The sequence below is a fragment of the Kaistella montana genome (genome assembly GCF_024436175.1).
GTDB classification, from domain to species: Bacteria; Bacteroidota; Bacteroidia; order Flavobacteriales; family Weeksellaceae; genus Kaistella; species Kaistella montana.
On sequence record NZ_JANFQP010000005.1, the window covers coordinates 1 to 5,429 of the forward strand.

The 5,429-nt window shown below is 46.5% G+C and carries 2 tRNA genes and 3 rRNA genes; all 5 read left to right on the forward strand.

Annotation, left to right across the window (positions count from 1 at the left end):
• The first annotated feature begins 203 nt into the window (after positions 1-203).
• The 5 genes from NOV28_RS11145 to rrf all read left to right on the forward strand — a co-directional run bounded on the left by NOV28_RS11145 (position 204) and on the right by rrf (position 5,382).
• Positions 204-1,720 (forward strand): 16S ribosomal RNA (locus NOV28_RS11145).
• A 210-nt stretch (positions 1,721-1,930) separates the two neighbouring features.
• Positions 1,931-2,004 (forward strand) — tRNA-Ile (locus NOV28_RS11150).
• An 86-nt stretch (positions 2,005-2,090) separates the two neighbouring features.
• Positions 2,091-2,164 (forward strand) — tRNA-Ala (locus NOV28_RS11155).
• 205 nt (positions 2,165-2,369) lie between these two features.
• A 23S ribosomal RNA gene (locus tag NOV28_RS11160) occupies positions 2,370-5,129 on the forward strand.
• Between the two features lie 145 nt (positions 5,130-5,274).
• Positions 5,275-5,382, forward strand: a 5S ribosomal RNA gene (gene rrf, locus NOV28_RS11165).
• Together the 16S, 23S and 5S rRNA genes with 2 tRNA genes alongside form the textbook arrangement of a ribosomal RNA operon.
• Positions 5,383-5,429: the final 47 nt, after the last annotated feature.

Here is a 5,429-nt window from a genome sequence, read left to right on the forward strand (position 1 = left end):
AAAAAAGTTTTAAAATTTTCCTCAAAAAGATTTGGTCAATTAGAAAATAGTTTATACTTTTGCACACGCAAATCAGGGAATGAAACGACAGAAAAATTTCTCTGAAAAAAAGCGGAAGAAAAGAGATCATTGAAAATACAATAACAACCAAAAAAGTAAGGAAAAACTAAAGCGTCAATTTTTTGAGTGAGTCAGACAAACATACAATGGAGAGTTTGATCCTGGCTCAGGATGAACGCTAGCGGGAGGCCTAACACATGCAAGCCGAGCGGTATGGATAGCTTGCTATCCAGAGAGCGGCGCACGGGTGCGTAACACGTGTGCAACCTACCTTTATCTGGGGGATAGCCTTTCGAAAGGAAGATTAATACCCCATAATATAATTGATGGCATCATTGATTATTGAAAACTCCGGTGGATAGAGATGGGCACGCGCAAGATTAGATAGTTGGTGAGGTAACGGCTCACCAAGTCAATGATCTTTAGGGGTCCTGAGAGGGAGATCCCCCACACTGGTACTGAGACACGGACCAGACTCCTACGGGAGGCAGCAGTGAGGAATATTGGACAATGGGTGAAAGCCTGATCCAGCCATCCCGCGTGAAGGATGACGGTCCTATGGATTGTAAACTTCTTTTGTACAGGGATAAACCTACTCTCGTGAGGGTAGCTGAAGGTACTGTACGAATAAGCACCGGCTAACTCCGTGCCAGCAGCCGCGGTAATACGGAGGGTGCAAGCGTTATCCGGATTTATTGGGTTTAAAGGGTCCGTAGGCGGGCCTGTAAGTCAGTGGTGAAATCTCATAGCTTAACTATGAAACTGCCATTGATACTGCAGGTCTTGAGTAAATTTGAAGTGGCTGGAATAAGTAGTGTAGCGGTGAAATGCATAGATATTACTTAGAACACCAATTGCGAAGGCAGGTCACTAAGATTTAACTGACGCTGATGGACGAAAGCGTGGGTAGCGAACAGGATTAGATACCCTGGTAGTCCACGCCGTAAACGATGCTAACTCGTTTTTGGATTTTCGGATTCAGAGACCAAGCGAAAGTGATAAGTTAGCCACCTGGGGAGTACGATCGCAAGATTGAAACTCAAAGGAATTGACGGGGGCCCGCACAAGCGGTGGATTATGTGGTTTAATTCGATGATACGCGAGGAACCTTACCAAGACTTAAATGGGAATTGACAGATTTAGAAATAGATCCTTCTTCGGACAATTTTCAAGGTGCTGCATGGTTGTCGTCAGCTCGTGCCGTGAGGTGTTAGGTTAAGTCCTGCAACGAGCGCAACCCCTGTCACTAGTTGCCATCATTCAGTTGGGGACTCTAGTGAGACTGCCTACGCAAGTAGAGAGGAAGGTGGGGATGACGTCAAATCATCACGGCCCTTACGTCTTGGGCCACACACGTAATACAATGGCCGGTACAGAGGGCAGCTACCAGGTGACTGGATGCAAATCTCGAAAGCCGGTCTCAGTTCGGATTGGAGTCTGCAACTCGACTCTATGAAGCTGGAATCGCTAGTAATCGCGCATCAGCCATGGCGCGGTGAATACGTTCCCGGGCCTTGTACACACCGCCCGTCAAGCCATGGAAGTTTGGGGTACCTGAAGTCGGTGACCGTAAAAGGAGCTGCCTAGGGTAAAACAAGTAACTAGGGCTAAGTCGTAACAAGGTAGCCGTACCGGAAGGTGCGGCTGGAACATCTCATTTTAGAGCGTCTTTAGACGTTAAACAAACAAGATACTTAAAGTATCACAAGCACTTACTCAAAAGAGGCTTTAGTTTTTTACTTTGGTTGGTATTAAAAAAATACACCCACTAGAAATTAGTAATAGGGAAGAGATACAAGAGCCAAGAGGCAAGAATCAAGACAAGAAAAGTCTTGTATCTAGCATCTTGAAACTAATAGTCTAAACAGACAGTCTCGTAGCTCAGCTGGTTAGAGCGCTACACTGATAATGTAGAGGTCGGCAGTTCGAGCCTGCCCGAGACTACTAATTATAAGACGGGAAGACATCAGATATGAGAGTTCAGACATAAAAGTCTGATATCTAGAATCTGATATCTGAAGTCTACTAGAGGGGAATTAGCTCAGCTGGCTAGAGCGCCTGCCTTGCACGCAGGAGGTCAAGGGTTCGACTCCCTTATTCTCCACAGTATTAGGAATCTGATTTAAAAGTTATGGATAGAGCCAAAAACAATATCTGTTCATCAGGGAACTAATAAGACATAAGATCATTGACATTAACGATAAGAACATCACAAAGAGAAAACCGAGCACTTACGAGTGCGGAGTTTACAAAAATATTGTAAGGTATTAATACCTTACAAAAAATACTGAACTAATTTAAATATTAGGAAAGAAATCGTTAAGGGCGTATGGCGGATGCCTAGGCTTTCAGAGGCGACGAAGGACGTGGTAAGCTGCGAAAAGCTGCGGGGATCGGCACACACGAATTGATCCGCAGATGTCCGAATGGGGCAACCCGGCTGGTTGAAGACCAGTCACCTCGTAAGAGGAGCAAACCCGGAGAACTGAAACATCTAAGTACCCGGAGGAAAAGAAATCGAAGAGATTCCGTAAGTAGTGGCGAGCGAAAGCGGATTAGCCCAAAAGTCTTTATATGTTTAGAAGAATGTTCTGGAAAGAACAGCCATAGAGGGTGATAGCCCCGTAATTGAAAGGCATATTTAGATGATAAATGAGTAGGGCGGGACACGTGAAATCCTGTCTGAATATGGGGGGACCATCCTCCAAGGCTAAATACTCCTGAAAGACCGATAGTGAACAAGTACTGTGAAGGAAAGGTGAAAAGCACTTCGAATAGAAGGGTGAAAGAGAACCTGAAACCGTACGCCTACAAGCGGTCGGAGCCCACAAGTTGGGTGACGGCGTGCCTTTTGCATAATGAGCCTACGAGTTAATTTTACTAGCGAGCTTAAGCACTTCAGGTGCGGAGGCGGAGCGAAAGCGAGTCTGAATAGGGCGCATAGTTAGTAGGATTAGACGCGAAACCTTGTGATCTACCCATGGGCAGGTTGAAGCTTTGGTAACACAAAGTGGAGGACCGAACCGGTTGACGTTGAAAAGTCTTCGGATGACTTGTGGGTAGGGGTGAAAGGCCAATCAAACTGGGAGATAGCTCGTACTCCCCGAAATGCATTTAGGTGCAGCGTCGATGTAAAGTTTATTAGAGGTAGAGCTACTGATTGGATGCGGGGGAGTCAAATCCTACCAATTCCTGACAAACTCCGAATGCTAATAAATGTTCGTCGGCAGTGAGGGCATGGGTGCTAAGGTCCATGTCCGAGAGGGAAAGAACCCGGACCAACAGCTAAGGTCCCCAAATCTATACTAAGTTGAAATAACGCGGTTGAACTGCATTGACAGCTAGGATGTTGGCTTGGAAGCAGCCATTCATTTAAAGAGTGCGTAACAGCTCACTAGTCGAGCGGTTCGGCATGGATAATAATCGGGCATAAGTATAGTACCGAAGCTATGGATTTATAACTTTTGAGTTATATCTGGTAGGGGAGCATTCTATTTGCGCCGAAGCAGTATCGTGAGGTATTGTGGAGCGGATAGAAAAGAAAATGTAGGCATAAGTAACGATAAAGCGGGCGAGAAACCCGCTCACCGAAAGACTAAGGTTTCCTCAGCCATGCTAATCAGCTGAGGGTTAGTCGGGACCTAACGCGAACCCGAAAGGGGAAGTGGATGGACAATGGGTTAATATTCCCATACTTGCTCACACTAAAAAGGGGACGGATTTACGTACTTGCTGGAGACTGACGGAATAGTCAAGGCCTAGCCTTCGGGCGAAGCTGCTGCAGGGAAATAGATTCCAAGAAAAGCCGAAGTGAAGCAACCCGTACCAAAACCGACACAGGTAGTCGAGGAGAGAATCCTAAGGTGCTAGAGTGAATCATGGTTAAGGAACTAGGCAAAATAGTCTCGTAACTTCGGAAGAAGAGACGCCATCAGCAATGGTGGCCGCAGTGAAGAGGCCCAGGCGACTGTTTATCAAAAACACAGGACTCTGCTAAATCGAAAGATGCTGTATAGGGTCTGACACCTGCCCGGTGCTGGAAGGTTAAGGAAGGTTGTTAGCGCAAGCGAAGCAATTGACTGAAGCCCCAGTAAACGGCGGCCGTAACTATAACGGTCCTAAGGTAGCGAAATTCCTTGTCGGGTAAGTTCCGACCTGCACGAATGGTGTAACGATCTGGGCACTGTCTCAACCATGAGCTCTGTGAAATTGTAGTATCGGTGAAGATGCCGATTACCCGCAATGGGACGAAAAGACCCTGTGAACCTTTACTATAACTTCGTATTGACTTTGAATAAACAATGTGTAGGATAGGTGGGAGACTTTGAAGCGGGCACGCTAGTGTTCGTGGAGTCAACGTTGAAATACCACCCTTTGTTTATTTGGAGCCTAACTTGAGAAATCAAGGACATTGCGTGGTGGGTAGTTTGACTGGGGTGGTCGCCTCCAAAAGAGTAACGGAGGCTTTCAAAGGTACCCTCAGCACGCTTGGTAACCGTGCGTAGAGTGTAATGGCATAAGGGTGCTTGACTGTGAGACCTACAAGTCGATCAGGTGCGAAAGCAGGACATAGTGATCCGGTGGTTCCGTATGGAAGGGCCATCGCTCATAGGATAAAAGGTACTCCGGGGATAACAGGCTAGTCTCCCCCAAGAGCTCACATCGACGGGGAGGTTCGGCACCTCGATGTCGGCTCGTCACATCCTGGGGCTGGAGAAGGTCCCAAGGGTTGGGCTGTTCGCCCATTAAAGTGGCACGCGAGCTGGGTTCAGAACGTCGTGAGACAGTTCGGTCTCTATCTATTGCGGGCGTTAGATGTTTGAGAGGGCTTGAATCTAGTACGAGAGGACCGATTTGAACAAACCTCTGGTGTATCAGTTGTACCGCCAGGTGCACCGCTGAGTAGCTACGTTTGGAAAGGATAAGCACTGAAAGCATATAAGTGCGAAACCTGCCTCAAGATGAGACATCTTTTAAGGGTCGTTGGAGATGACAACGTTGATAGGCTACAGGTGTAAAGTCAGTAATGGCATAGCCGAGTAGTACTAATTACCCGTAGATTTATAGCCTAATAAGGCGCGCTTCGTAAGTGCATCAAAGGTTTACTCTTTGTGAAAGTTTTTATCGATAAATAGACATCAGATGTAAGACATCAGAAATCAGACCATAAAGTCTGAAATCTTTTATCTGAAATCTGCCATCTAAATACATATTTAGGGTGGTTTTAGCAGAGGGGCTCACCTGTTCCCATTCCGAACACAGAAGTTAAGCCCTCTAGCGCCGATGGTACTGCGAAAGCGGGAGAGTAGGTCGCCGCCAGTTTTTTTTAAAAGCTCATCAACCATGTTGATGAGCTTTTTTTGTTATAT